The organism is Paenibacillus harenae, from assembly GCF_030812415.1.
In the GTDB taxonomy this organism is placed as follows: domain Bacteria; phylum Bacillota; class Bacilli; order Paenibacillales; family Paenibacillaceae; genus Pristimantibacillus; species Pristimantibacillus harenae_A.
Map to the genome: position 1 here is coordinate 632,681 of NZ_JAUSST010000002.1, position 23,413 is coordinate 656,093.

Here is a 23,413-nt window from a genome sequence, read left to right on the forward strand (position 1 = left end):
GAGGGAGGCGGCGCGTAAGTGGCGGAAGAAGAGCACTTAATCATCATGGATGAAACGGCGATTCGCCGGGCATTAACGCGAATTGCTCACGAGATCGTGGAGAAGAACAAAGGCATCGACAATTGCATCGTCGTAGGCATTCGTACGAGAGGCATTTACCTCGCTCGAAGAATTGCCGAGCGGATCAAGGAAATCGAGGGCAAGCCTTTGCCGGTAAGCGAGCTGGACATTACGCGTTATCGCGACGATCGCTCGAAAGCGTTGCTTACGTCGGATATGGAAGCGGCGGCCGGAATCGGCGATATGGGAGCTTTGCCGATAGACGTGCAGGATAAGCGGATCATTTTGTTCGACGACGTGCTCTACACGGGAAGAACGATCCGGGCGGCTATGGATGCGCTTATGGATTGCGGAAGACCGCAGAGCATACAGCTCGCCGTTCTCGTCGATCGAGGACATCGCGAGCTGCCGATCAGACCCGATTTTGTAGGCAAAAACGTCCCGACCTCGAAGCAGGAGCAAATCGAAGTATCGCTAACCGAAATTGATTCGTCCGATCAAGTCATAATAATTCACCAGAGGGGGCAAGCCGGATGACGATGACGAAGCTGAAACAACGTAGTTTGCTCGGTTTGAAAGAGCTCAGCAAAGAGGAGATCGAGTCGATACTCGACCGAGCCGCCTATTGGGAGCAACACCCGAATAAAGTTCATACCGCGATGCAAGGCAAGTTCGCGGCCAATATGTTCTTCGAGAACAGCACGAGAACGAGATTTTCGTTCGAGGTCGCGGAGAAGAGGCTGGGCGCGGAAGTGCTTAACTTCTCTGCCGCCGTATCGAGCGTACAGAAAGGCGAATCGATCTACGATACGGTTCGCACATTGGAATCGATGGGCATCGACGCAGGCGTCATCCGCCTGAAGCCGATCGGCGTGCTGGCCGAGATCGCAACGAAAATCAAAGTGCCGCTCATTAACGCGGGGGACGGCAATAACGAGCATCCGACGCAGGCGCTGCTCGACATGTACACGATGCGCAAGCAATTCGGCAACTTGAATGGATTAAGCGTCTCCGTCGTCGGAGATGTCCAACATAGCCGGGTTGCACGCTCCAATCTATGGGCGCTGCAGAAGTTCGGAGCGAAAGTCCGCTTCTGCGCACCGGCGAATATGCAAGCATCCGATCTCGATGTGCCTTACGTATCCATCGATGAAGCGCTCAAATCCGATGTCGTCATGATGCTGAGGGTTCAGCTTGAGCGTCATGAGACGGGAATGTTGAATTCCGCGGAGAGCTACCGCGAACAGTACGGTTTAACGGCGGAGAGAGCGGCTAAGCTTGCCGAGCATGCAATCATCATGCATCCGGCACCGATTAACCGAAACGTAGAAATTGACGATGAATTGGTCGAGCATCCGCAATCCCGCATTTTCCCGCAGATGGAGAACGGTGTTCCGATTCGAATGGCCGTAGTAGAACGAGCACTGAGCTAACGGAGTGAAGGCAGAATAAAACCGGAGGGTGGATCTAGCAATGTCATTGTGGATTACAAACGGCAACATATGGAATGAAGCTTCGGGGAGCCTGGAAGCCAAACATGTCAGAGTAGAGAACGGCAAGATTGAGCAAATCGTTGACGGAGCGCAAGTTCCCGATACGGGAAGCGCGGAAGTCATCGATGCGAAGGGCAAGCTCGTATCGGCAGGCCTCATCGATATGCACGTCCATCTGCGCGATCCCGGCTTCGAATACAAAGAAGACATCGCAACGGGCACGCGGTCGGCAGCGAAAGGCGGCTTCACGACGATCGCCTGCATGCCGAACACGCGTCCGGTTACGGATACGCCGGAGACGGTTCAATACATTACGAACAAAGCGAAGCGGGAAGGCGTCGTTAACGTGCTTCCATACGCTTCGATTACGAAAAACGAGCTCGGGCGCGAACTGACGGACTTCGCGGCGCTTAAGGAAGCCGGAGCAATCGGCTTCACGGACGACGGCGTAGGCGTACAAAACGCTCAGATGATGAAGAACGCAATGGCGCTGGCGCAATCGATGAACATGCCGATCATCGCGCATTGCGAGGATGATACGCTTGTCGAAGGCGCTTGGGCGTCGGAAGGTGAGTTCTCCCGCAAGCATGGACTCAAAGGCATTCCGAACGAGTCCGAAGCGATTCATGTCGGCCGCGACGTGCTGCTGGCGGAAGCGACAGGCGTACACTATCATGTCTGCCATGTAAGCACCGAACAATCGGTTCGGCTTATCCGGCTTGCGAAGCAGATCGGCGTTCGGGTCACTGCCGAAGTTTGTCCGCATCACCTGATCCTATCCGATGAAGACATTCCTGGCGTGGACGATGCGAATTGGAAAATGAACCCGCCGCTCCGTACGCCAAGAGACGTTAAAGCGGTTATCGAAGCGCTTGAGGACGGAACGATCGACATGGTCGTAACCGACCATGCGCCGCACAGCGCCGAAGAAAAAGCCCGCCCCGTACAGCTGGCGCCATTCGGAATCGTCGGCTTCGAGACGGCTTTCCCTCTTCTGTACACGAAGTTCGTGCAGACTGGCAAGTGGACGCTCGGCTTCCTTCTGAAACGAATGACTTCAGATCCTGCCCGCGTGTTCGGTTTGGAATCTGGACGGTTAGAGCAAGGCGCTCCTGCGGATATTACCATTATCGATCTGGATAGCGAGCGTGAGGTTGATCCAAGCACCTTCGCTTCGAAGAGCAACAACACGCCATTCGGCGGCTGGAAGCTTAGCGGCTGGCCGGTGGCAACTATTGTGGGCGGCAAGGTTGCTTGGGCCGAGTAATACGCATAGCCTAATGCAATGGCATTATCGAGGAAGAACGTGCAAGAACATATAGAGCGAATCAACACCTGAGGAGTGAATACGGATGCAAGCAAGATTATTGTTGGAAGACGGAACGTTGTTTACGGGTCTCTCGTTCGGCGCGGAAGCGCAAATGATGGGCGAAGTTGTATTTAACACAGGAATTACGGGTTACCAAGAGGTATTGTCCGATCCGTCGTACTGCGGACAGATCGTTACGATGACGTATCCGCTTATCGGCAATTACGGCATTACGCGCGACGACTTCGAATCGATGCGTCCTTATATTCACGGCTTCGTAGTGCGACGCCATGAGCCGGTGCCAAGCAACTGGCGCGCCCAATATTCGCTGGGGCAGCTGCTCAAGGAATACGGCATTCCCGGCATAAGCGATATCGATACGCGGATGCTTACTCGCAAGCTGCGCCACTATGGCACAATGAAAGGCCTTATCACGACTGGCAACGAGCGTATCGAAGAGCTGGCCGATCGCCTGAACATGTCGAAGCTGATGACCGACCAAGTCGCTCGAACTTCCACGCCGCATGTATTCTCAAGCCCAGGCAACCGCGAGCGAATCGTGCTCGTTGACTTCGGCGCGAAAAGCGGCATTCTGCGCGAGCTGACGCAGCGCGGCTGCGACGTTGTCGTCGTACCGCACGACACGACGGCTGACGAGATTCGCCGCCTTGCTCCGGACGGCATTCAATTGTCGAACGGCCCTGGAGATCCGAAAGACGTGCCTTACGCGGTCAAGATGATTTCCGAGCTGCTCGGCGAATATCCGATCTTCGGTATCTGCCTCGGACATCAATTGTTCGCGCTTGCTTGCGGCGCCGACACGACGAAGCTGAAATTCGGCCATCGCGGCGGCAACCACCCGGTGAAAGAGCTTGATACGAACCGTTGCTACATCACATCGCAGAACCACGGCTACACCGTTCTTGAAGAGTCGATTCAAGGAACGCAGTTGGCTGTTACGCATATCAACAACAACGACCGGACAATCGAAGGCTTGAAACATAACACTTTCCCTGCTTTCTCGGTGCAATACCATCCGGAAGCTGCGCCAGGTCCATTCGATTCCAGCTATCTGTTCGACGAGTTCCTGGAAATGATCCGTACGCACAAAAAAACAAACCCACAAAAACGCCGTCAAGCTGTGTTATCGGAGACGTTGAAAGGAGAGCTTCAGTATGCCCAAAAATAATGAACTCAAAAAAATTCTCGTAATAGGCTCCGGCCCGATCGTTATCGGACAAGCGGCGGAATTCGATTACGCAGGTACTCAAGCCTGCCAAGCGCTTAGAGAAGAAGGCTACGAGGTTGTCCTTATTAACAGCAACCCGGCTACGATCATGACGGACACGAACATGGCCGACAAAGTATACATCGAACCGATAACGCTTGACTTTGTATCCCAAATCATTCGTCAAGAGCGTCCCGACGGCTTGCTGCCGACACTGGGCGGCCAGACCGGCCTTAACATGGCGGTTGAGCTGGCACGCGCCGGCGTTCTCGAGCGCGAGAACGTGAAGTTGCTTGGCACGCAGCTTACAGCCATTGAGAAAGCGGAAGATCGCGACTTGTTCCGCGACTTGATGCGCGAGCTGGAACAGCCTGTACCAGATAGCGACATCGTAACTACAGTAGAAGACGCGGTTGAATTTGCCAACAAAATCGGTTATCCGATCATCGTTCGTCCGGCTTATACACTTGGCGGAACGGGCGGCGGCATCTGCGCAAGCGAGGAAGAGCTTCGCGAGATCGTTGCTTCCGGCATTCGTTACAGCCCGATCAACCAATGTCTGATCGAGAAGTCGATTGCCGGCATGAAGGAAGTCGAATACGAAGTCATGCGCGACGCGAACGACAACTGTATCGTCGTATGCAACATGGAGAACTTCGACCCGGTTGGCGTACACACAGGCGACAGCATCGTCGTAGCGCCAAGCCAAACGCTGTCCGACCGCGAGTATCAAATGCTTCGTTCGGCATCGCTTAAGATCATTCGCGCTTTGAACATCGAAGGCGGCTGTAACGTACAGTTTGCGCTTGATCCGCAAAGCTACCAATACTATGTCATCGAAGTTAACCCGCGCGTAAGCCGTTCCTCGGCGCTTGCTTCCAAAGCGACAGGATACCCGATCGCCAAGATGGCAGCTAAGATCGCAGTAGGTTATACGCTTGACGAATTGGTTAACCCGGTCACAGGTCAAACTTACGCTTGCTTCGAGCCAACGCTCGACTACATCGTATCGAAAATTCCGCGTTGGCCGTTCGACAAATTCGTGAACGCGAACCGTAAGCTCGGCACGCAAATGAAAGCGACCGGCGAAGTTATGGCCATCGGCCGTACATTCGAGGAGTCGATTCACAAAGCGGTTCGTTCGCTTGAAATCGGTGCTCATCGCATACACTTGAAGGAAGCTTCGTCCCTTGAGGAATCCGTACTCCGCACGCGCCTGGCGAAGCCGGACGACGAGCGCATGTTCCTCGTAGCGGAAGCGTTCCGCCGCGGCTATGCCTTGCAAGAAATTCAAGACCTTACGAACATTGACTGGTGGTTCTTGGACAAAATCCAATCGATCGTCGCATTCGAGGATCGCATGCGCAGCGAATCGACGCTTTCTTATTCAACCTTGTATGAAGCCAAGCGCAAAGGCTTCACTGACCGTTCCATTGCGGAAATTCGTCGCGAAGGCTTCCCGAACGGCAGCCATACGACGGAAGAGGACGTTCGCGCATTCCGTTTGCAGCACAACCTTAAGCCTGTATACAAAATGGTAGATACTTGTGCGGCAGAATTCGAAGCAACAACGCCGTACTACTACTCCACATACGAAGTAGAGAACGAAGTAACGGAAACATCGAAACAGAAAGTGCTAGTACTCGGTTCCGGTCCGATCCGTATCGGCCAAGGCATTGAGTTCGACTACTCGACGGTACATGCGGTATGGGCGATTCAGAAAGCCGGCTACGAAGCGGTTATTATTAACAATAACCCGGAGACTGTATCCACAGACTTCAGTACTTCCGACCGACTATACTTCGAGCCGCTGTTCTTCGAGGACGTCATGAACGTCATTGAGCAAGAAAAGCCGATCGGCGTAATCGTTCAATTCGGCGGACAGACGGCAATCAACCTTGCGGCTCCGCTGGTTAAAGCGGGAATTCGAATTTTGGGCTCCAGCTTGGAGAGCATCGATGCTGCGGAAGACCGTAAGAAGTTCGAAGCGTTGCTTCGCAAGCTGGACATCGCCCAGCCTGAAGGCAGCACGGTAATTTCGGTAGACGAAGCTGTTGTAACTGCGCAAAAGCTCGGTTATCCGGTACTCGTTCGCCCGTCCTACGTACTTGGCGGACGCGCGATGGAGATCGTATACTCCGATGAAGAGCTTCTCAGCTACATGGAAGTAGCCGTTAAGATTAATCCGGAGCATCCAGTACTGATCGACCGTTACATGCTTGGCAAGGAAGCCGAAGTCGACGCAATCTGCGACGGCGAGACGGTTCTGATCCCAGGCATTATGGAGCATGTAGAGCGGGCAGGCGTTCACTCCGGCGACTCGATCGCGGTCTACCCGCCACAATCGTTGTCGGATGACATCAAACAGCAAATTATCGATATTACGATTAAGATTGCGAAAGAGTTTAAAGTCATTGGACTTGTCAATATCCAGTTCGTTATTCATCAAGATAAAGTGTATGTAATCGAAGTGAATCCGCGTTCGTCGCGTACGGTTCCGTTCCTAAGCAAAGTAACGAACCTGCCAATGGCTAACCTGGCTACTCAAGCAATCATGGGCACGAAGCTGGCGGATCTCGGTTACACAGACGGTTTGTGGCCAGAGGACGAATACGTATCGGTTAAAGTGCCGGTATTCTCCTTTGCGAAGCTTCGCCGCGTTGACCCGACGCTGACGCCTGAGATGAAATCGACCGGCGAGGTTATGGGCCGCGATGTTCAATACGCTAAGGCGCTCTTCAAAGGACTTATCGGCGCAGGCATGAAAATCCCTACTTCCGGCGCGATCATCGCGACCGTAGCGGACAAGGACAAAGAAGAAGCAACGGAATTGCTGCGCGGCTTCTACAATATCGGCTACAAAATTTACGCAACAGGCGGTACGGCGACGGTGCTTGAAGAAGCAGGCCTTGTCGTGACGCATGTGAATAAGCTGAGCGAAGGCTCTCCGAATATTCTCGACCTCATTCGCGAAGGTCAAGCGCACTTCGTCGTCAACACGCTCACGAAAGGCAAAACGCCTGAGCGGGATGGCTTCCGTATTCGCCGCGAAGCGGTTGAGAACGGCGTCGTCTGCATGACCTCGCTCGATACGGTTCGCGCCCTGCTTCGCATGCTTGAGACGATCAACTTCTCGTCGCATGCTATGCCGGTGCTGCAGAAGTAATCGAAGTTTAACCAATTAGCCCTTCAGCAGGGCGCATAAGCACGGCCAGCGTTAACGGACTCATGACAGGCTGGGGAGATGGGCGATTGTCCGCTTCCCTGACGTTTGTCAGACCCGTGCGTATGGCCGTTTATTATGCACTTTGATGCAAGAAAAGGAAGGATGATTACGATGAAGCTGACAAGAGAGCAGGCAGCAGGTCGCATTATGGTCGCGCTGGATTATCCCGAAGCCGCCGCAGCAGAGAAGCTTATTGCGGAGTTGCAAGGCATTCCTTGTTATATGAAAGTAGGCATGCAACTGTTTTATGCTGCTGGACCGTCTTTCGTAGAAAGCTTGAAAAAACGCGGGTATTACGTATTTCTCGATGTGAAAATGCATGATATCCCGAATACTGTCAAAGGCGGAGCGAACAGCGTAACGAAGCTTGGCGTCGATATGTTCAACGTCCATGCAGCAGGCGGCAGCGCCATGCTGGAGGCAGCGCTGGAAGGTGTCGAGAGCGCGCTCGGCACCGGCATGAAGAAGCCGGCCGTTATTGCGGTTACGCAATTAACGAGCACGAATCTAGCAATGCTTAATGAGCAGATCGGCATTCCAGGTACTGTCGAGGAGGCGGTTCTCCGCTATGCGAAGCTGACGAAGGCCGCCGGACTCGATGGAGTTGTTGCTTCTCCGTCCGAGGTTGAAGCGATTAAGTCGGCATGCGGTACATCGTTCCAGACGGTAACGCCTGGCATTCGCCCCGCAGGCGCGGACGTTAACGATCAATCGCGCATTATGACGCCAATCGAGGCACTCCGCCAAGGAACAGACTTTATGGTCATTGGACGTCCGATTACGGCAGCGCCATCGCCGCGCGCCGCGCTAGAATCCATCATTGAGGAGCTGGTAGCTTATGAGTAAAGTGACATTGACGGAATTGCCGCAAACGATTGCGAAAAGTCTGCTTGCCATCGAGGCGGTAGCGCTTCGTCCGAACGATCCATTCACCTGGACATCGGGCATCAAGTCGCCGATCTATTGCGACAATCGTTTGACAATGAGTTACCCGGAGATTCGCGATCTTATCGCCGAAGGCTTCGCGACGATTATTCGCGAGCTCTATCCGGATGCAGAAGTAATTGCAGGCACGTCAACAGCAGGCATTCCGCATGCGGCATGGGTAGCGCAGAAGCTGAACCTGCCCATGGCTTATATCCGCGACAAGGCGAAAGGCCACGGCAAGCAAAATCAAATCGAAGGACGTATCGTACCAGGACAGAAGGTTATCGTTATCGAGGACCTTATTTCCACGGGCGGCAGCTCGCTGAAAGCGGCGCTTGCCGTACGGGAAGCGGGTGCTGAAGTGCAGTCGGTGCTTGCGATCTTCACCTACCAGTTCGAATCGGCGGTACAAGCCTTCCAGGCGGAAAATGTCCCGCTTAAGACGTTGTCCAACTACAGCGCGCTTATTGAAGCCGCAGTCGAAGTCGGCAAAGTGGCGGCGGCCGATGTGGATACGCTGCAAGCATGGCGCAACGATCCGCAATCGTTCGGCAAATAAGCAAATTCGGTAAGATTGCAAAAACACGCTTCTATGGAGCGTGTTTTTTGTTGTACTTATATTTTTGAAAAAGTATAAATTTTATTGTCGAAACTCTCTCTAAACCGACTGTTTTCCCCGATAAATAATGAAGTAGGTTATTTGAAGAGTAGAAGGGGCGGGATTCAAAATGAAATTATCCATACGCGTAAGGCTTGCGTTACTCGCAGCAGTGCCTCTTGCACTTTACGTGTTCACAAGCATTTATTTGCTTGACCAGCAGAAAAACAATTTTGAAGAAATGAAACACTCGATTTATGAAACAGCCAGCAAGGCGAACACATTGGTTTTGAATGCAGACAGAGACATGTATCAATCTTATACGGCTTATTTGCGAGTGGAATCGGGCACGCTTGATGCAGCGGGCAAGAGTGCGGCCGGTGAGGAAGTTGCCTCTAACCTGAAGCAAGCAGGTGATCGGATGGCCGAGGCCATTCAGCTTCTGGAGGAGACGGGGATCGGTCATTATACATATGGCGAAAGCGGGCGTTCGGTAGATGAAATATCCAAGTCGTTCACGGAAAGCTTTGGCAGTTGGTCCAAGCTGATAACGGCAGCGAATGCGGATAACGTCAATCAATCCCACAACGATGAGGTCGATAAAGGCTTTATCGACAACCGTAACGGCATCGACGAGATCGGTCAAAATATCGATAAATATGCGGAAATCCACATGACGGAGATGGATGAGAGTTTGGATCAGAGTCTGCTGACAACCTTTATCGGTATCATCGTCGTAACGATTATAACGATCCTTATGGTTGTCATTACCGTTCGAATGATTATGAAGACCGTCTATAATGTCGTATCGAAGACGAAGAGGGTAACGGAATTCGACTTGACGGTCGAGTCTGACGCAAAGTACAGCAAAGACGAGCTGGGCCAAATCAACCAGTCTGTCGATCAAATGATCGGCATGATGCAGCGGCTTATCAAAGGCATTGTCGCCCATGCGAAGGAAGTTAGCGATTCATCGGCTCATTTAACGTCGGCTTCCAAAGAATCGGAGGAGGCCGCAAACCATGTTGCCCTCCATATACAAGAAGTGGCGACGGGCTCCGAGGTTCAGGCGCGCGGTTCGGCCGAAACATCGAAGGCGATCGAGGAAATGACGATCGGCATTCAGCGCATTGCAGAGAACACAGCTACGCTGGCGGAGCATTCAACGTCGACTTCCCACCAAGTAGACGATGGAAAAGTAGCGCTCGAACGTCTGATCGAACAGATGCAATCGATCAAATCGGCGATCGAGGATTTGTCCGGAACGATCGTATCGCTGGAAAACCGGTCCAAACAGATCGGAGCAATCGCGGAAAATATTACGACGTTCTCCAACCAAACGAATATTTTGTCGCTTAATGCATCCATAGAAGCAGCCAGAGCGGGCGAGCATGGCAAAGGCTTCGCCGTTGTCGCATCGGAGATTCGCAAGCTGGCGGCAAGCTCGCTCGAATCGGCCGACGGCATTCACCAGCTCGTATCCGTTACTCGTGCAGAGATCGACGGGGCTTCATCCTATATGGCCGAAACGAAGGAAAGCTTCGAGAAAGGCGCCGAGCGCGTATCCGATATTCGACAAAACCTGGAAGTAATCGTAGCATCCATCAGCCAAATGACGGAGCAGCTGCATGAGAATTCGGCTATTACCGAGCAAATGTCGGCGAGCTCGCAGCAGGTGAACGCTTCGATGGAGCAAGCGTCCGCTACGGCATCCATGAACATGTCGAAGACCGAGCAAGTAGCGGCGGCGACGGAGGAGCAGCTCGCATTGGTTGAGAATATCGCTTCCACGGCCGAGCAGCTGTCGGGACTAGTTGACATTTTGAATAACGGGGTAAGCAAATTTAAACTTTAATCGTTGATTTTAGAGTTGTTCTCGGCGAACAGAAATACCCGCCGGGACAGCTCTTTTTTTACAATTAAAAAGTTATAAAAACTTACCCGAAAAAAGTCGTAACTTTTTGAGCGTGTCCTACGTCTATCATGTAAGATTAGAATTATGAAAGTCTTGCCAATTGTTTTCAATGCTTTCGGGGATATGGGCTTCAGACTTACGAGGGGGAGGTATGATTAACGCAAATGGCAATTTCTAAGGAAGCAGAACAAGACGTACAGCAGCAATCCGCTTTAAGCGACGACCAACCGAGGAAACTGCTAACCGTGAACCAGGTTGAGCGTGAGTTCCAAGTTGGAGGTACGCCGCTGCGCGTGTTGAAGGGAATCAACATGGAGCTGAAAGAACGGGAGCTTGTCATGCTAAGGGGCAGATCCGGCTCCGGCAAAACCACATTATTGAACAGCCTAGGCGGTCTCGATACGCCGAGCTCTGGTGAAATATGGTTTAATGGCCTGCCCTTCCATAGTATGAGCGACGATGAACGAACACTCGTGAGACGCAAGCATATGGGCTTTATTTTCCAAGCGTTCGCACTAATGCCTCTGTTGTCGGCGTGGGAGAATGTCGAATTGTCGCTTAGAATGGCAGGCACGGGACGCTCGGAGTGGAAAGAACGGGTAACCCACTGTCTGGAACTCGTCGGACTTGAGAAGCGGATGCATCATCGGCCTTTCGAGCTATCGGGCGGAGAGCAGCAGCGTGTCGCGATTGCGAAGGCGATTGCCCATAAGCCGATGCTTCTGCTTGCCGACGAGCCGACGGCTGAGCTCGATTCCGGGATGTCCGCGCAAATTATGGCCGTCTTTCAAAACATTATCCGCACTGAACATGTCACGATATGTATGACTACACATGATCCTACGATTTTGGAGGTTGCCGACCATGTCTACGAAATGGTTGACGGTAAGTTTGTTTAAGCGGTCCGTCATTGCTTTAATGAGTGTATCTTTAGTATTTGCGAGCGGCTGTTCGCTGCTGCCGAAGGAGCCGGAAGAGGAAGTGCTGCCGGAGATCGCGCCCGCGCAGATATCCAAGAAACCGGAGTACGAGGTTACGACGGCTACGCTGGAGACGAAAGTGCAGGTTATCGGCAAGCTGATTTCTTTGAAGGAAGAGACCTTATTTTTCACATTGGATAACAAAAACCTGAAAGAACTATACATCAAGGTTGGCGATACCGTGGAGGCGGGGCAAGTCATCGGCGAGCTGGACGTCGATGAGTTGACGAAGTCGCTCCGCATGGAACGCTTAAGCTTCAAGAAAGAAGAAATCGCCATGAAGGAATTGCTGCGCGATCGCGATGAGATGGATCCGACGGATTTCGAAGAGAGACAAATCGCGTTCGAGGAGAAGAGACAGAAGCTCGTCGATATGGAAGAAGAAATCGCCAAAGCGACGCTGGTTGCCCCTTTCACGGGCACGATCGTCACCTTGAATGTTCAGAAGGGCGACCTGATCAAAGCGTATGCGCCGATCGCGATCGTAGCCGACACGGCCCAGATTACCGCTGCCGCGAAGCTGTCGAAGACCGAGCTGGAGAAGGTCGCGCCGGGTATGGAAGCGGTCGTCAATATGAACAGCATCGGTACGTTCAAAGGCAAAGTCAAGACGCTGCCGATCAAAGCCGAGGATCCGAACAATGGCGGCGGACAGCCGGGCGAACCGAAGCCCGAAAGGCCGGAAGACTTCTTGATCGTCTCGGTAACGGATATGCCCAAAGGGTTGAACAGGGGAGCTCCGATATCGATCAGCATCATTACGAGCCGAACGGAAAACGCGATCGTGATTCCTCCATCCGCGCTTCGTTCGATCGGTTCGCGCACGTATGTGCAAGTCGTTGACGCCGAAGGAAAGCGTGAAGTCGACGTTGAGGTTGGACAGCAGACGGCTACCCAGATCGAAATCCTGCAAGGTCTAACACCGGGGCAGAAAGTCGTAGGTCGATAGCCGATGGGGATTCCGTTGTTTCGTTTTTTGTTCCGCAAAATGTGGAACACGCGCTGGCTTACGTTAAGCACGCTGGCGGGGCTGACTTTGGCGGTCGCTTTCGCGACCAGTATACCGATGTATGCGGACGGCGCGCTTAAGCGAGTCGTTGCCGATTCGCTGCAGGAGAAGAGCTCAGGCCTCCCGGCCGGATCATTGCTCATGCGGTATCAATCACCCTCAGGCGGAAAAACGGATTTAGCGGCGTTATCGGAGCTGGAACGTTATATTAAAGAAGATGTGCCTAAGGACATCGGATTCCGGTTCGGTACATACGTAACCGGCTATTCCATTCGCAGCGGAGACGTCGTTCCGGAAGATCCGACCAAGGTCGATGCGGGACGCAATCGTCAGCTTACGATTATGACGATGTCCGAGCTGGAGTCGAAGGCTGAGTTGACGCAAGGGAGATGGTACACGAATAGCGCGGGCGACGGAGAGATATTGGAAGCCGTCATGCTCGAGGAAGCGATGTACCGCAATGATGTACATATCGGAGATGTATTCGAATATCCGGTATTCGGCGGTCTGGACCTGACGCTGCGGGTGAAGATCGTAGGGGCGGTTAAGCCGCTGCTCGATACGGATCCATATTGGTATCAAGGCATGGAAGGCTTACTGAATACGTTCCAAATTAGCGAGCAGGCATTTACGAAGACGCTGCTGGAGAAGCATGGCATTCCCCTTCACAACGCAAGCTGGTATTACGCCTTCGATTTGTCGGAGATTCAGACGAGTCAGCTCTCGCCGCTTGGCAGGACGCTGGACCGATTGAATATTGAGCTGTATCAGCGGTTGAAGGATACAAGGGTCGATATTTCCTTTGCCTCCACGCTGACGGAATTCAAGAAGCAGAGCTTGCAGCTTCAGACGCTGTTATTCACGCTCGCCGCGCCGATGCTTGCCATGGTCTTTTTCTTCATTGCAATGAACGCTCGCCAATCGCTGGATAAGCAGCGAAGCGACATCGCGGTTCTACGAAGCCGCGGGGCGGGAACGAAGCAGATTATATGGATCTACCTGCTCGAGGGGCTTATTCTCGGAGGGCTCTCGCTCGCAGCCGGACCGTTCATGGGCTGGTTCATGGCGAAGAGCATCGGTTCGGCGAACGGATTCCTGTCCTTCGTCAGCCGCAAGTCGATTCCGGTCGGCTTCTCTACAGAGGCGATTATCGCCGGCGCCGCCGCCGTGTTGATCGCGATATTGGCAACGGTCATACCGGCAGTCATTTATGCTCGATCCTCTATCGTTAATTACAAGCAGCAGCTTGCGCGCTCCGATCGTCAGCCTGTATGGCAGCGGTGGTTCCTTGATGTGCTGCTGCTCGGCCTGGCCGGCTACGGCTGGTATATGTTCAATGAACGCCAGATGCTGACGTTCCAGACCGGCATGACGACGGATCAGCTTAATGTACAGCCGTTCTTGTTCTTCGTGCCAGCGCTAGCCATATTCGCTCTAGGGCTATTCTGCTTGCGGCTGTTCCCTTGGCTGCTTAAGCTGTTCAATTGGCTCGGACGCAAGTTCCTGCCCGTACCGATTTATTTGACGCTGACTCAGCTGTCGCGTTCATCCAAAGGGTATTATCCGCTCATGATTTTACTCGTTCTTACGCTAGGGCTTGGCGTTTACAATGCTTCGGCAGCTAGAACGATCGATCTCAACTCCACCGAGCGCACGCTTTACAAGTACGGTTCCGATGTTATTATCCAGACCGTCTGGGAAGGAACGACCGAGGTTACGACCTCGGGCGGAAATAACGGCGGCGGCGGTAATGGCGGAGGCAATGGCGGCGGTGGCGGCAACGGAGGCGGAGGTAACGGAGGTAACGGAGGTAACGGAGGTAACGGAGGTAACGGAGGTAACGGAGGCGGCGGAGGCGGTGGAGGCGGTGGTGGCGTACAGACGACACCTACGCGAACGTTATACAGCGAGCCGCCGTTCGAGCTGTTCCGCAAGCTGGAAGGCGTAGAAGCCGCCGCGCGCGTCATGCAGACGAAAGGCAATATCGTTGTTTCCGGCAAGTCGATAGGCCAAGGTACGGTCATGGGCATCGACAATGTCGATTTCTCGAAGGTGGCTTGGTTCCGGGACGATCTGTTCCCGGTGCATCCGTACCATTACTTGAACAACTTGGGTAAATTCGAGCATGCAGCGCTTATTCCGTCAGGCGTAGCGGAGCAATATCAGCTGAAGCTGGGCGATATCGTATCCGTCGGCTTCACGGACGGCATGCTGGAATTTACTGTAGCGGGCATTATTCCGTATTGGCCTACGCAATATCCGGACAAATCGCCGTTTGTCATCGCGAATTTGGATTATATTTACGATCAATTGCCGCTCATCCCTTACGAGGTGTGGCTGAAGATGAAGCCGGATGCGAAGGTTGCACCGATCATGGCATCGCTCCAGAAGGAAGGCGTCGGGCTTGCATCCGTCAAGGACGTGCGCACGGAGCTCATTGCGCAATCGAAGCTGCCGACAAGGGGCGGCGTATTCGGGATATTGAGCTTAGGCTTCCTCGTCTCCGTTATCATTACGCTCGCTGGCTATATTCTTTATTGGTTCTTTAACCTATCGGGCCGCGTCGTACAATTCGGCGTGCTTCGCGCAATGGGGTTGTCGCGCAAGCAGTTGACGGGAATGCTTCTGCTGGAGCAAATCTTTACGGCAGGTCTAGCAATAGGTCTTGGCGTACTAATCGGCAAGTCGGTCAGCTTGCTCTTCCTGCCATTCCTGCAAACAACCGAGAACGTCGCCGAAACGGTTCCGCCGTTCCGCGTTATTTTCAACTCGGGCGATACGAACCAGCTCTATTTTGTCGTCGGATTCATGATGTTGATCGGCGCTATGCTGCTGTTCCTCCATATCCGCAGACTAAGAGTGCATCAAGCGGTGAAAATGGGAGAGGAGCGCTAAGCGATGATCGATTGCGAAGGACTGGTCAAAATTTACAAAACGGACGATCTCGAGGTCGTCGCGCTGCAAGGCTTGAACCTGAAGGTGGAAGACGGAGAGCTGATGGCGATTATCGGCAACAGCGGCAGCGGCAAATCAACGCTGCTGAACATATTGGGCGGACTTGACCGCCCCTCCGCCGGCCAGGTAAAGGTAGGGCCTTGGGATCTGCTTAAGATTACGGAAGAAGAGACGGTGCAATACAAGCGGGAGACGGTCGGCTTTATCTGGCAAAATAATGCCCGCAACTTGCTGCCCTACCTATCCGCGCTAGAGAACGTTGAGATGCCGATGATGCTCTCGGGCAAGGTTGACCGCGCCTATGCGAAGCAACTGCTTGATTGGGTAGGTCTCAAGGATCGCATGCATAACAAGCTGCATCAGCTATCCGGGGGAGAGCAGCAGAGGGTTGCGATAGCTATCTCGTTGTCCAACCGTCCGAAGCTGCTGCTGGCCGATGAGCCGACAGGCTCGGTAGACACCACAACCTCGGATATGATTATGGGGATATTCCGGCGGCTCAATCGAGAGATTGGCATTACCGTCGTGATTGTAACGCATGACTTGACGCTGGCTGGCAAGGTTGACCGTGTCGTCGCTATCCGTGATGGTCTCACAAGCACGGAATTTATTAAACGCAATCCGAATATCACTCTAGGTGGAGGTGAGGCAGAGCTTCCGGCAGCAAGCGGGCTGCAGACGGTACATGAAGCGTATGTCGTTGTAGACCGTGTCGGACGTTTGCAAGTGCCAAAAGAATATTTATCGGCCTTAAGCATTAAAGACAAAGCAACGATGGAGTTTGACGGTGAGCGGATTATTATTACTCCGCCTAAATCATTGGGGGGTTAAAATCGGATGAATAACAACTGGTTTGCAAAATTGCGTTTGCGTAAGATGGTTGGGGTAACCTTATCTCTTGTCATGCTTGTCGGCGTCCTGGCCGCTTGCAGCGGCGGTTCGGAAAAGGCAGCGGAGAAAACGGTGCTTCGTATCGGCGTTATGTACGGCGGGTCTGATAATGAGCCTTATATGCGTCAACAATACACGGATATGTTCGAGATGATGAATCCGAACGTAACGTTCGAAATCGTCGGCGCAATCAACTACGACGATCAACGCTTCGAAACGCAGGATTCTACGAAGCCGGTAACAGACCAACCGGATACGTATGAGAAAGTAAAAGAACTGTTGACCGGTCAGAATCCGGTTGACGTCATGATCTTCGACTACAATCTGCTCCGCCGTCTAACGCAGGATAATCTGCTTCAGCAGCTTGATCCGCTCATTCAACAGGACAAATTCGACCTGACGGACTACGTTTCGACTGTTATTGACGGGATCAAAGCAGCCGGCGACAACAATATTTATGCGCTGACGCCAACGTTCAGCTCTTCGGCACTCTTTTATAATAAAAAGCTGTTCACGGATGCAGGCGTAACACCGCCAACCGACAAGATGCAATGGTCCGAGATTTTGTCTCTTGCTCGCCAAGTGGCGAAAGGCGAAGGCGAAGCCCGCAATTTCGGCTTCTCGTTCAACCGTTATTCGAATGACGGATTCAGCGACACGCAAACGTACGCTCAAGCGCTTCAATTGAAAATGTGGGATGACAAAGCGGAGAAAATGCTCGTCAACAGCGATCAATGGGCAGAAGTATGGCAAACGGTTGCCGATCTGTACAATGAAAAGATCGTTCCGACGCAAGAGTTCATCCAACAAATGAACGAAAAGGTAAGCGCAGAAGGCGGCAACGATCCATTCTATGGCGATCTGTTCATCAAAGGCAGAGTAGCCATGACGATTGGCGAGTACTACTATATCAATGAATTGAAGAAAGCAGCGGACAACGCAACGAAAATCAAAGATTTCGTGCCTGTCGATTGGGATGTCGTTACCGTTCCGACGTTCCCCGGCAACCCTGAGGTCGGAGGCAACATCTACCTCAGCTCGCTAATGGGTATTAACGCGAAAGCGCAAAACCCTGATGGCGCATGGGATTTCATTAAGTTCTCCAACGGCAAGGAATGGGCTAAGCTGAAGTCGAGAAGCTTGTACGAGATGGTTGCGCGCAAAGAGTTCCTGACGCCGATTGGCGGATTGCAGTACAACATGGACGCGTTCACGACGCTTAAACCGCTTCCTCCTTTAAGCTCCGACCAGGAGAAGATTTACCGCGAGAAACCGGGCATCTGGGAAGCTCAATCCCCTGGTTATGAATTGTTCCAAAAAGTGCTTACCGGGGATATGACGGTCAAGGAAGCGCTTGCCGAGTGGGAGACGCGAGGCAACGCTACGTTAGAGAAGCTGAAGACGGATCCTACCGGCGGCATGGATGACGGCGGCGGAATTGTAAAACCGTTTGGTTAAGGAATAAAATGACAGAAAAGAAGCCTGCTCGCGACGAAATGTCGTGTGCGGGCTTCTTTATTTCGATCAAGGTTTCTTTAACTCAAACGTTCGATGCTCTTTCCATGTCCCTTTCTCCGATTGCTGGAGTAAGATAATCCGGTCTATCGTCGAGGTCAGGTTCACCTTGTTCAACCGCCAATTACTGTACAAATCATAGATCTCATCGGCCGTTAATTGCTGGGCTAGCGTGACATGAGGCGTGTAAACGTATCTCTGAGCTTCCAGTGCTAGCGGACCCGTGCATATACTCTGATGAAGCCGCACCATCGGAGAAGGGTCTTCTAACGCCATATAAAGCACATGGCTGACCGGGAAGAAGGAAGATACCCGATTGAACGTAATCGTAAAGGGTGATAAAGCGTTGGATACTGCCTCCAAATGGGTGATTGCAGCAGAGAGCTTCTCTTCTGCCCAGGGCTCTGCTTCCCTGACGGTCATATGGGCGGGAATGAGCGCATGATGGGGGTCATGCCTAATTCGAAGTCGATCAGCCGCTTCTTGTACCTTTTTATCGGGAAAAACAGCAATGCCGTATTTCATGTCCATCAGCCTCCTGAAGGTTCTTATGATTCAAGTATACCCGATTGTTCGGAAAGATAAGAATTTCCGATTTTGGGGTATTCTATGGCTACGGGCAGGTTTGCAGAAGCAGAGACTAGAGCATTTCGAACAGCAGGAGGTATTCAATATGAGATGGGTATACTGGGTGCGATTGTACGAGACGAAATTTCAAGCCGGATGCCTTGTGAGGCGCATGGAAAACGATTGGTGGGTATACGGCTATGACTGTCCGCGCGAAGTAGAGGTATTCAAATCGCGCAAGGGCCGGTACGGGGTCCGGTTCATGCCATGAAGCATAAGAACATAATCGGAAGAAAAATAGAATATTTTGCTTGACTTTAAACATGCATCTATAGTATATTAATTGATGTCGCCATTTCAAAAAAAGCTTCAAATCAAATGGAATTACGTCGCGGGGTGGAGCAGCCCGGTAGCTCGTCGGGCTCATAACCCGAAGGCCGCAGGTTCAAATCCTGCCCCCGCAACCAACCTTTCGAATGTCAACGTCAACCGGCGTTTTTCGAGGGCCCTTAGCTCAGTTGGTTAGAGCGGTCGGCTCATAACCGATTGGTCGGGGGTTCGAGTCCCTCAGGGCCCACCATTTGCAGCTTTTTTCACACACATGCCGGGGTGGCGGAACTGGCAGACGCACAGGACTTAAAATCCTGCGGTGGGTGACCACCGTACGGGTTCGATTCCCGTCCTCGGCATACCTACTTACATAAGGGTTTTCCTTTGAGGGTAGCAATCTAAAAACCAAAAAAAATGATGAATCCTGTGTACAGATTGTGGCTCTTCTAGCCGCACAGGACTCATCGCGTGAGATCCTTTTTCGCACTATCTGTATCCCAAATACAGGTGAAGGCGAAGGAGGATTTTTTAGTTATGGCGGTAAGAATGAACAAGGTAAAGAGAGCACCTGCGACTATGGAAGAGGCACTGGATCGGTTCATTACCTGGAAGAAAGCAAATGGGATTAGCGATCAGACCATTCTGGACTACATGACACATGTTAACCTGTTATTTAAGCGATACCCTGATGCAAAGCAGTCTTACGATCAACTGGAACAGGCGGTAGTTGATCATCTAGGACAAGAAGGGATCAAACCCGCGACCTACAACAATCGACTAGTGTACCTCCGTACATTCTTTAACTGGTGTGTGGAGCATGGCATGATATCTGATAACCCCTTGAATGGCTTCAAGAAGCGCAAGGATGAGGGGCGGCATGTCAGTGTTGATGAAGATACACTCGCACGTCTAATAACCCTCCCTAACCGCGAGACGTTCGCTGGCTTGAGGGACTACACATTATTCCTTTTGTTCCTCGACTGCGGAATAAGACCCAAGGAAGCATTCAGCCTGGATGAGGGTGATTTCCACCCACGAGCCAGAGAAATACGAGTCGATGCAGCTAAAGCTAAAACTCGTGTATCTCGTACTTTACCATTATCTCCAATGACAGTTGAGGCAATTCAAGAATTACTGTCTGTTCGGCCTAAAGAGTGGAGCGGGAAAGCTCCTATATTCTGTACTAATGAAGGTAAGCCGCTAAACAGGCATACTTGGGGCGACAGAGTTGAGATGTACTGTAAGAAGCTAGGGACGCACTTATGGCCTTATGCACTGCGTCATGCATTCTCCATTGTGTTTCTGCGCGGTGGCGGTAATGCATTTGGATTGCAACAGATGCTCGGTCATGTGGATATGACCATGACCAAACGATATGTGAAGCTGTCGAATACCGATGTTAAGGAGCAGCATAATACAGCCTCGCCTTTAAACAGGTTGATCCAGCAGAAAGTACGGGTAGGGAAGATTAAGTAACTCCGAATGCAAGCAGCACCTTCTCCTCTGGGGATAGGTGCTTTTGCTTAATTTGGTAGTATTAGTTCTTAGCCTTCTTAATTAGTCGGTTGATGCCGATAATTGCAAAATAGATGATTAGCAAGATAAACCAAGCTGGAGCAGAAAATGCTTTCCCGCCGCCCAGAGCGATTCCGACGTTACCCATGTAGATTCACCTCCTTTTCAGAATTAAGATTTAATGCAGGAAGTATTGCAATTAGTTGTTGCCAAGCTTCTTGCGTAGTTGGATTACTTAGAATGTCCTTTAGCTGGTGTCTGAAGCTGCTACTAATCAAGCCCAATATGTAGAATTTGTAGTTCCACGTTGGATCGGATTCATTATATTGTCCGTAATAGCTAGTGAAGATCCTTAGGGTGTCCCCTATTAGCGGGATATGGTATTCAGACTGATAGTTACTCATTAATTGAGACCAGTATTGTTTTAAGACGGCTATAAGTTCTGCGGTTTCGTCAAAGTCTTTCTCTGATGAGTTCAGAAGCCTTGCATGCCATCCAGATATGTTGATCATGGAATGAATATGAAGTGATTCATCAAACTCCCCGATAAAGTCAATCTGCATCAGTCTGATCATTTGACCTAGCAAATCATTATTAATATTGCCATGCATAAATAAGTGAGAGAGAAGCGAAAGGAGTAAGTCATAAAGTTGTGCCGTATCTTTCGACCTACGCTCTAATGTCTCCAGTGCTGACTTGGACGGTCTACCAATGGGTTTGAACTTACTAACTTCATCAGATGCAATTTCAGCGATAATATCCCCATAATAAGGAGTATTAGTTAACTCATCGATTCTCTCGAAGGTATCCACCATTTCAGCGTAAAATTCCATAATCCTTTCCTTAAGTTTGTCCCATTGGACAGGATATCCTCTCCAAAACAATATGAATATGTAGTCCTTCTGATGCTTGATCGTCTTGCTGGATTTAAGATCATTGATTAACTGTATGGCTTCCATTGTCCGCTCGTGGTACTGGGTAACAACTCCCTTGGAATACCCTTGACTGACCCTTTTGCCAACGATAAGTCCGTGCCCAACATATCGTTCAATCGCCTTATTATTCAGCTCAATACCAAGTGCATCGGCCTTATCCAGTATTTCCTTCTTCAACATTTCCCTCACCTCTTGAACAGATTGTAGCCCGTCCAATAAATGAAAACAATGTATGGCCAATGGGGAAATGAATTCTCAATCTTTCTAAGTAGTCGAGCGATGTCTTCTGCTACAATAGAGTCAACTGACAATATCTCGCTGTGAGAGGAGTCCAATATGAATATATTCCAGTATCAAGGACAGGAAGAAGACCATTACACGAACATTCTTATGAGTATTCTGTCACTTCATAATTGCGATCTCACGCGCCCGTTCCTTAATGAACTGATTCCAGGAGAGAGCCAGGCTTTTTCATTCAGGGATACAGCAGGATACCTTCGCAAGAAGCAGTGTCCAAGAGATCATAAGGAATATGAATACCTTATAGGTGTTGCCCCATATCAGAATGGGCTCAAACCAAATGAATTAGAAATCAATCTTAATTCTATACCCGATGCATGGATATGTGGTGAGAACTTCAATTTGCTGTTTGAATTCAAGATCCGTGGCACATTAGATGAGAATCAGTTACAAGCTCATAAGAAGCTCTTGGGAGCCAATGCGAAAGTCATCAGATTACAATGGGATGATGTGATTGATGCTTTAAGTAAAGTGAGTAATAGGGGGAATGAGTTATATAACTTTCTGATTGGAGATTTCATTGAAGTCTGCAAGAACTTTAAGGACAAACGTAATTCATCAGGCATGCCAAAGGAAGTTATAAGCAATGCAAAGAATGAACAAACGGATTACTTCATCATCACTGGCAGCAGAGAAGTCGGTTATTATACTGTAGATGTAGTTAGAGACGGAGATACCATAAGGCTTAATGATGAATTGAAAGGTATTATGGCAGCAAGAAGATGGATAGCTCAGTATGTGATGGATCATCACCCATCTATAGCAATATCATATAACGGCGTGGAAACAATTGTCTCAGACTATTGTGTAGTCCCAGGACGGCCAGCAAAGAATAATCAATGGAACCAATGGAGAATTGGAACAATGATGAAATAAGATGGAGCCAGTCAAGGCAGAGCTGTAGCGAGTTCATTTCAGCCTTGACGGAGGTTCAATGCCAACACTTATCCATTCCCTTCGAACATACAGGTCGAAGGGCGGCACACGCCGAGTGCGGATTGTTAAGGCAGCGCCTTAACAGCCCCTCATGGGGTAGTGGGGTGGTCTGATTACTTCTTCGTAAGCAAATCGTAGGCTTCATCCAGTTTGCGTTGTTGATCGAGACGTTTTTGAACCAAGCTCAGCTCATTCTGCAAACGGGAAAGAAGCTCTTCCGCATCCATATGACGCATCTTCAAAGATAGAGATTCATGGATGGTTTCCGCGCCTTCAGGTGTACGAAGCGAGAAGTTGATCTCGACGGTGTAATTGGCTCCCCGAATGTCAGATGTCCCTTCACCGTCTTCATACTGCTTGCCTAGGAAAAAGCGATCTGGAGCATTTGCAGTGAAAATGGAAATGGGGACTTGATAGAAATCAGCCAATCCTTGCAGCTTTTGCGGTCGCGGTCGCGAATCCTCGTTGCTTTCCATGTTATACAATCCCATATGACTGATCACTCCGCTTGTGACGGCCACCTTTTTAACCGAATAATCCCCGACATACACCTTATTAAGTTCCTCACGCACCCATTTAAGCCTTTCATGGAAAGGAAGGCTGGCGAATTCAGCTAGTTCCTGTCCTTCAATCCATCTTCCTGCATTGTCGTAAATCATGTATCGTGCCTCCTTGTTCTTCATGAATCAAGTGTAACCTGTCCAAACCCAAAAGTAAAGTTAAA

The 23,413-nt window shown here is 51.0% G+C and carries 20 protein-coding genes and 3 tRNA genes; 19 read left to right on the forward strand and 4 right to left on the reverse strand.

The features are described 5' to 3' along the window. Window positions 1–45: 45 nt before the first annotated feature. From pyrR to J2T14_RS07800, 13 genes are all read left to right on the forward strand, one after another. Window positions 46–597, forward strand: coding sequence for a bifunctional pyr operon transcriptional regulator/uracil phosphoribosyltransferase PyrR (pyrR, locus tag J2T14_RS07740; RefSeq protein ID WP_373458129.1), 552 nt, complete (start codon window positions 46–48; stop codon window positions 595–597). Next, window positions 594–1,493 (forward strand): aspartate carbamoyltransferase catalytic subunit, encoded by a 900-nt coding sequence (locus tag J2T14_RS07745; RefSeq protein WP_307203827.1) that lies wholly within the window; start codon window positions 594–596, stop codon window positions 1,491–1,493. The genes pyrR and J2T14_RS07745 overlap by 4 nt, the downstream gene beginning before the upstream one ends. 40 nt (window positions 1,494–1,533) lie before the next feature. Next, on the forward strand, window positions 1,534–2,820 hold the full coding sequence (locus J2T14_RS07750; RefSeq protein WP_307469515.1) for a dihydroorotase: 1,287 nt from the start codon (window positions 1,534–1,536) through the stop codon (window positions 2,818–2,820). An 85-nt stretch (window positions 2,821–2,905) separates the two neighbouring features. Then, on the forward strand, window positions 2,906–4,051 hold the full coding sequence (gene carA, locus J2T14_RS07755; RefSeq protein WP_307469517.1) for a glutamine-hydrolyzing carbamoyl-phosphate synthase small subunit: 1,146 nt from the start codon (window positions 2,906–2,908) through the stop codon (window positions 4,049–4,051). Further along, on the forward strand, window positions 4,038–7,256 hold the full coding sequence (gene carB, locus J2T14_RS07760; RefSeq protein WP_307469519.1) for a carbamoyl-phosphate synthase large subunit: 3,219 nt from the start codon (window positions 4,038–4,040) through the stop codon (window positions 7,254–7,256). The genes carA and carB overlap by 14 nt, the downstream gene beginning before the upstream one ends. A gap of 171 nt (window positions 7,257–7,427) precedes the next feature. Then, complete coding sequence (gene pyrF, locus J2T14_RS07765; protein WP_307203831.1) at window positions 7,428–8,162, forward strand: orotidine-5'-phosphate decarboxylase; 735 nt, start codon at window positions 7,428–7,430, stop codon at window positions 8,160–8,162. Next, window positions 8,155–8,802 (forward strand): orotate phosphoribosyltransferase, encoded by a 648-nt coding sequence (pyrE, locus tag J2T14_RS07770; RefSeq protein WP_307469522.1) that lies wholly within the window; start codon window positions 8,155–8,157, stop codon window positions 8,800–8,802. Before pyrF ends, pyrE begins: the two co-directional genes overlap by 8 nt. 169 nt (window positions 8,803–8,971) lie before the next feature. Then, window positions 8,972–10,696, forward strand: a complete 1,725-nt coding sequence (locus tag J2T14_RS07775) for a methyl-accepting chemotaxis protein (protein WP_307469524.1) — start codon at window positions 8,972–8,974, stop codon at window positions 10,694–10,696. Between the two features lie 224 nt (window positions 10,697–10,920). After that, a complete protein-coding gene (locus J2T14_RS07780) occupies window positions 10,921–11,655 on the forward strand; it encodes an ABC transporter ATP-binding protein (protein ID WP_307469527.1) in 735 nt (244 codons plus the stop codon). Then, window positions 11,621–12,685, forward strand: coding sequence for an efflux RND transporter periplasmic adaptor subunit (locus J2T14_RS07785; protein ID WP_307203835.1), 1,065 nt, complete (start codon window positions 11,621–11,623; stop codon window positions 12,683–12,685). Before J2T14_RS07780 ends, J2T14_RS07785 begins: the two co-directional genes overlap by 35 nt. Before the next feature lie 3 nt (window positions 12,686–12,688). Beyond that, window positions 12,689–15,640 (forward strand): ABC transporter permease, encoded by a 2,952-nt coding sequence (locus J2T14_RS07790; protein ID WP_307469528.1) that lies wholly within the window; start codon window positions 12,689–12,691, stop codon window positions 15,638–15,640. Window positions 15,641–15,643: 3 nt separating this feature from the next. Continuing rightward, window positions 15,644–16,531 carry an ABC transporter ATP-binding protein gene (locus J2T14_RS07795; protein ID WP_307203837.1) on the forward strand — a complete coding sequence of 296 codons (888 nt, stop codon included), beginning with the start codon at window positions 15,644–15,646 and terminating at the stop codon, window positions 16,529–16,531. A 6-nt stretch (window positions 16,532–16,537) separates the two neighbouring features. After that, window positions 16,538–18,049: an ABC transporter substrate-binding protein gene (locus J2T14_RS07800; RefSeq protein WP_307469532.1), complete on the forward strand. Its 1,512-nt coding sequence runs from the start codon at window positions 16,538–16,540 to the stop codon at window positions 18,047–18,049. A gap of 66 nt (window positions 18,050–18,115) precedes the next feature. Here the strand turns inward: J2T14_RS07800 and J2T14_RS07805 are convergent, their stop codons facing one another. After that, window positions 18,116–18,631 (reverse strand): 2'-5' RNA ligase family protein, encoded by a 516-nt coding sequence (locus tag J2T14_RS07805; RefSeq protein WP_307469536.1) that lies wholly within the window; start codon window positions 18,629–18,631, stop codon window positions 18,116–18,118. 148 nt (window positions 18,632–18,779) lie between these two features. Between J2T14_RS07805 and J2T14_RS07810 the strand changes: the two genes are divergently transcribed. The 5 genes from J2T14_RS07810 (at window position 18,780) to J2T14_RS07830 (ending at window position 20,479) form a co-directional block, all read left to right on the forward strand. Further along, window positions 18,780–18,944: a hypothetical protein gene (locus tag J2T14_RS07810; RefSeq protein WP_307203841.1), complete on the forward strand. Its 165-nt coding sequence runs from the start codon at window positions 18,780–18,782 to the stop codon at window positions 18,942–18,944. Window positions 18,945–19,063: 119 nt separating this feature from the next. Further along, window positions 19,064–19,140: transfer RNA gene (locus J2T14_RS07815), tRNA-Met, on the forward strand. 36 nt (window positions 19,141–19,176) lie between these two features. Further along, window positions 19,177–19,253 (forward strand) — tRNA-Ile (locus J2T14_RS07820). A 23-nt stretch (window positions 19,254–19,276) separates the two neighbouring features. Beyond that, a tRNA-Leu gene (locus J2T14_RS07825) sits at window positions 19,277–19,362 on the forward strand. A 175-nt stretch (window positions 19,363–19,537) separates the two neighbouring features. Continuing rightward, window positions 19,538–20,479 (forward strand): site-specific integrase, encoded by a 942-nt coding sequence (locus J2T14_RS07830; protein ID WP_307469539.1) that lies wholly within the window; start codon window positions 19,538–19,540, stop codon window positions 20,477–20,479. A 61-nt stretch (window positions 20,480–20,540) separates the two neighbouring features. Here the strand turns inward: J2T14_RS07830 and J2T14_RS07835 are convergent, their stop codons facing one another. After that, the gene (locus tag J2T14_RS07835) at window positions 20,541–20,666 is read right to left on the reverse strand and encodes a hypothetical protein (protein WP_307469541.1); all 126 of its coding nucleotides are present in this window, start codon (window positions 20,664–20,666) and stop codon (window positions 20,541–20,543) included. After that, a complete protein-coding gene (locus J2T14_RS07840; protein WP_307469543.1) occupies window positions 20,659–21,633 on the reverse strand; it encodes a hypothetical protein in 975 nt (324 codons plus the stop codon). The genes J2T14_RS07835 and J2T14_RS07840 overlap by 8 nt, the downstream gene beginning before the upstream one ends. Before the next feature lie 156 nt (window positions 21,634–21,789). Between J2T14_RS07840 and J2T14_RS07845 the strand changes: the two genes are divergently transcribed. Further along, window positions 21,790–22,629 carry a hypothetical protein gene (locus J2T14_RS07845; RefSeq protein ID WP_307469545.1) on the forward strand — a complete coding sequence of 280 codons (840 nt, stop codon included), beginning with the start codon at window positions 21,790–21,792 and terminating at the stop codon, window positions 22,627–22,629. Window positions 22,630–22,802: 173 nt separating this feature from the next. Here J2T14_RS07845 and J2T14_RS07850 read toward each other — a convergent pair whose 3' ends face one another. Beyond that, complete coding sequence (locus J2T14_RS07850) at window positions 22,803–23,348, reverse strand: hypothetical protein (protein ID WP_307469548.1); 546 nt, start codon at window positions 23,346–23,348, stop codon at window positions 22,803–22,805. Window positions 23,349–23,413 lie beyond the last annotated feature (65 nt).

Coding starts and splice junctions, on each gene's coding strand:
- J2T14_RS07810 (WP_307203841.1), top strand. CDS start 18,780: ATGAGATGGGTATACTGGGTGCGATTGTACGAGACGAAATTTCAAGCC.
- J2T14_RS07835 (WP_307469541.1), bottom strand. CDS start 20,666: ATGGGTAACGTCGGAATCGCTCTGGGCGGCGGGAAAGCATTTTCTGCT.
- J2T14_RS07750 (WP_307469515.1), top strand. CDS start 1,534: ATGTCATTGTGGATTACAAACGGCAACATATGGAATGAAGCTTCGGGG.
- J2T14_RS07800 (WP_307469532.1), top strand. CDS start 16,538: ATGAATAACAACTGGTTTGCAAAATTGCGTTTGCGTAAGATGGTTGGG.
- J2T14_RS07780 (WP_307469527.1), top strand. CDS start 10,921: ATGGCAATTTCTAAGGAAGCAGAACAAGACGTACAGCAGCAATCCGCT.
- J2T14_RS07845 (WP_307469545.1), top strand. CDS start 21,790: ATGAATATATTCCAGTATCAAGGACAGGAAGAAGACCATTACACGAAC.
- J2T14_RS07850 (WP_307469548.1), bottom strand. CDS start 23,348: ATGATTTACGACAATGCAGGAAGATGGATTGAAGGACAGGAACTAGCT.
- J2T14_RS07805 (WP_307469536.1), bottom strand. CDS start 18,631: ATGAAATACGGCATTGCTGTTTTTCCCGATAAAAAGGTACAAGAAGCG.
- J2T14_RS07790 (WP_307469528.1), top strand. CDS start 12,689: ATGGGGATTCCGTTGTTTCGTTTTTTGTTCCGCAAAATGTGGAACACG.
- pyrE (WP_307469522.1), top strand. CDS start 8,155: ATGAGTAAAGTGACATTGACGGAATTGCCGCAAACGATTGCGAAAAGT.
- J2T14_RS07775 (WP_307469524.1), top strand. CDS start 8,972: ATGAAATTATCCATACGCGTAAGGCTTGCGTTACTCGCAGCAGTGCCT.
- carB (WP_307469519.1), top strand. CDS start 4,038: ATGCCCAAAAATAATGAACTCAAAAAAATTCTCGTAATAGGCTCCGGC.
- J2T14_RS07795 (WP_307203837.1), top strand. CDS start 15,644: ATGATCGATTGCGAAGGACTGGTCAAAATTTACAAAACGGACGATCTC.
- pyrR (WP_373458129.1), top strand. CDS start 46: ATGGATGAAACGGCGATTCGCCGGGCATTAACGCGAATTGCTCACGAG.
- J2T14_RS07840 (WP_307469543.1), bottom strand. CDS start 21,633: ATGTTGAAGAAGGAAATACTGGATAAGGCCGATGCACTTGGTATTGAG.
- J2T14_RS07785 (WP_307203835.1), top strand. CDS start 11,621: ATGTCTACGAAATGGTTGACGGTAAGTTTGTTTAAGCGGTCCGTCATT.
- carA (WP_307469517.1), top strand. CDS start 2,906: ATGCAAGCAAGATTATTGTTGGAAGACGGAACGTTGTTTACGGGTCTC.
- pyrF (WP_307203831.1), top strand. CDS start 7,428: ATGAAGCTGACAAGAGAGCAGGCAGCAGGTCGCATTATGGTCGCGCTG.
- J2T14_RS07830 (WP_307469539.1), top strand. CDS start 19,538: ATGGCGGTAAGAATGAACAAGGTAAAGAGAGCACCTGCGACTATGGAA.
- J2T14_RS07745 (WP_307203827.1), top strand. CDS start 594: ATGACGATGACGAAGCTGAAACAACGTAGTTTGCTCGGTTTGAAAGAG.